This is a genomic window from Enterobacter cloacae complex sp. P13B (assembly GCF_014895915.1).
GTDB classification, from domain to species: Bacteria; Pseudomonadota; Gammaproteobacteria; order Enterobacterales; family Enterobacteriaceae; genus Enterobacter; species Enterobacter bugandensis.
This window is the reverse complement of record NZ_JADBQN010000095.1, coordinates 1-2,964: the sequence shown is the minus strand read 5'-3', so window position 1 is coordinate 2,964 and position 2,964 is coordinate 1. Positions and strand designations below refer to the sequence as shown.

Below are 2,964 nucleotides of genomic sequence, written 5' to 3'. Positions count from 1 at the left end.
TCATCAGAGCAGAAACATGGTCGAAACCCGCTTCATAAGTCTTTTGTTTAAACCAATTGGGGGCAGCCTTATACGCAAGGTAGGCTATATAAGTTGTCGCTATAGACGATCCAGTACTTACCCAATCTGATACACTACCCCATTCTAAACCGCTCATACTATTAAAAACCACCTTTGCAAAAGCTATGATAGCGAATACGAATAAAATTATAACTAGCGAAAGTAATATTTTATTCGTCCGTTTTAAATAATCCATTTTCATGACACCTTTTCATAAGCGGAATTGGATTTTTGAGAGTGCAAATTTATCATAAGCCATAACTACATCATGCTTACGTATATTTGTGCCAGTGTAGTTATTTGAGCCGTCAATTATTCTTGATAAGTCTGCTTTGTGTTGTTTATCAATTTTCATGCCAAAATATAAGCCTGTCATTTGTGACCTTTCGAATGGATAGATCCCTTCAGGCTGTTTTGTTACAACACGCATTTCTTGCTCATACTCCCATTCTTTAGCTTTAGTTAAACAAGCTTGGAAACCAGTATTAGGGCCATCAGTACGTCCATTCTCATCAAAAAGCGGAGGTCGATCTTCAGAATAGCTAACATCAAAAGGAATAAGTATTTGCGATAGCTCATCAATACCCAAGCTAAAATACTCTACTACTAGAGGGCTGTCTGATTTGAATTCAAACTCAATGACACAACCTTCATGGTTATCTGCATAGTGTGCCCACATTGGGAGTATGAAAGGTGACTTACTAAAACAACTTATGGACATGTTGCGGGTATAAAGATCTCTAAATGCACCACTGCGTAGAGACTGGAGATGCTTAGAAGTCTCACGATGATTGGTCTTGTAACGTTTAACCCCACCACCAATTTCATCGTTAATGCGGCGTGTAAATTTCCTTAATCCCTCTTCTTTAACCGCAGGGAAATAGTCAAAGGGATCATTAAAATTCACGGGAGAAGTGAATTTTAAAGTTGAATTTTGGATGATTACCTTTGCTGTTTCAGCACCAACATACTTATAAAACTTCATGATTCCGATTGTTCTTATTGATATCCCAGGTGCCATAATAATAACCACCTTTTAAGCAACAATCTAGAACGGTAGTTCTTCTTGCCAACAAAACCAATCATCACCATGTTGTTCAATCACACGCCTTTCTGCATGTAGATAACTCACAGCGTCCAATACATCTTTAAATGGCGTTTCGCTAATCAGTACAAAGCAATCCCGCTCAACTGTCCCCAGCCAGAAGACCCCTCCTAAAGAACCTTCAAATATCACCCGATCACCAAACTTGAATTGCTCAAGAGCACTCCCCCAATAACAGACCGTGAACCATACCCCAGCGTGTGAGAACTGGTGAACACCTCTACGTATGGATGGATCGTAACCGTTCTTATTGCCCATTCCTTAACCCTCCAAGCAAAACCGCTAATACTGTGATTATATACAGTACAAAACAAAACACCATAAATTAGATAAAAACGATCATTTTCAATAGGTTAAGTTGATTTCTTTAGTGAGGTCATGACTATAATAATAGGTAAAACCGATCAATAATTCGTTATCTATCGAGTTAAGAGATAATAATGGATGATTACCACAACTTTCATAGCAGAACCAATCATGACAACTTCAGGCCAGCTCGTAGGCTGCGAACTATTAACCCGCTTTCATAGTGAAGGTATGCAAGTACTCAACAGTAAGTACTTCATCATGGCTATGGATGCTGAAGGGAAGAGGGAACTACTAATACGACAACTACAGGCCATAGAAGTACGTGCGTCATGGTTCAGGGATAACCGGCTTTACTGCACTGTCAACATAGACACCATACAAGCAAGGTTGTGTGTGTTTGATAGAAAGGTGATACAGCTACTGGATAAGCTGGAGTTTGTCCGGTTGGAGATCTCAGAGAACTTTGAAGGCTTGGAGCAGGGGATCAATCATACAGTACTCAAGACCCTGTTAAACGTTGGCTATCGATTGTTCCTCGATGATCTTGGTTCAGGCCGTGCCAATGTCGCAGCACTCACTACTGGATGCTATGAGGCAGTAAAGATTGATAGGGCGTTCTACCGTCAGGAAATCCAAAAACCTACCTTCAGCTTATTGATGAAGAACATCATGCAGTATTGCCCCTATGTAATCGTAGAGGGAGTAGAGCAACAGAAAGAGCTATCAGTACTACGTGATAGTGGAGTAACGGCGGTACAAGGCTATCTCTACAGATCAGTACCGTTCGACAAGGTAAACACCCTGCTTTAACTAACACAGTAAATACCCCTATAGACCAAACATCATAGGGGTATACAAATGTGCATATCAATAATCCTACACTTCCCAAAAGGCTCTACAACCATCACAGACGGCGTAATGTCAGGTTATGAATATTCACGTGATGATGTACTAATATCGGCTCACATAGCGATTGATGAAGCCTACAGCCTATTCATTGATGACTATTCAATAACAGCCAAACATAAATATATCAGTATTAACTATAAGCACAGCTACACAATAGGCCGCTGGTGGTATTACTGGAATAGTATTGATAACTATGAAGGTAGTGAACGTACACATCTGGATTACCTACACGGGCTAATAAAAGAACTATTAGAACATGAATCTTTAAACGGTAGACCTATCAATAGCTACAGAGTGTCAGTACTACTCAATAACTTCAAAGATGAATGATCACTCAAAATATTCATTTTAATGGTTCCTCCGGTGGGGTTCGGATCGAGCGTAGTTTCGTCCCCGAATTGTTTTGAATATAAATGCAAAAACAAAACATATCCGAACCGAAAGTGAATAAGAAGTGCATAAAAGGAATTAGCAAATGAAAAACGTAAGCATGAACCAACTTGGTAAGCAGTACGGGTATGACGAGAGTACTGTACGACAATGGCGTGATAAAGGTATGCCAATTGGTAAAGATATTGATG

The 2,964-nt window shown here is 39.7% G+C and carries 4 protein-coding genes and 1 pseudogene; 2 read left to right on the top strand and 3 right to left on the bottom strand.

Annotated elements, in window-relative coordinates; all coding sequences use genetic code 11:
* The 3 genes and pseudogenes from IM273_RS22600 to IM273_RS21980 all read right to left on the bottom strand — a co-directional run.
* A pseudogene (locus tag IM273_RS22600) lies at positions 1–256 on the bottom strand (hypothetical protein); the annotation flags it as partial.
* A 15-nt stretch (positions 257–271) separates the two neighbouring features.
* On the bottom strand, positions 272–1,081 hold the full coding sequence (locus tag IM273_RS21985; protein WP_063432123.1) for a DUF2971 domain-containing protein: 810 nt from the start codon (positions 1,079–1,081) through the stop codon (positions 272–274).
* A 27-nt stretch (positions 1,082–1,108) separates the two neighbouring features.
* Positions 1,109–1,423, bottom strand: a complete 315-nt coding sequence (locus tag IM273_RS21980; RefSeq protein ID WP_193055636.1) for a hypothetical protein — start codon at positions 1,421–1,423, stop codon at positions 1,109–1,111.
* A gap of 219 nt (positions 1,424–1,642) precedes the next feature.
* On the opposite strand from IM273_RS21980, the gene IM273_RS21975 reads away from it, so the two are divergent.
* Entirely contained in the window at positions 1,643–2,284 is a 642-nt protein-coding gene (locus IM273_RS21975) for an EAL domain-containing protein (RefSeq protein ID WP_193055635.1), read from the top strand.
* A gap of 108 nt (positions 2,285–2,392) precedes the next feature.
* On the top strand, positions 2,393–2,713 hold the full coding sequence (locus tag IM273_RS21970) for a hypothetical protein (RefSeq protein ID WP_141238767.1): 321 nt from the start codon (positions 2,393–2,395) through the stop codon (positions 2,711–2,713).
* The last annotated feature ends 251 nt before the right edge of the window (positions 2,714–2,964 follow it).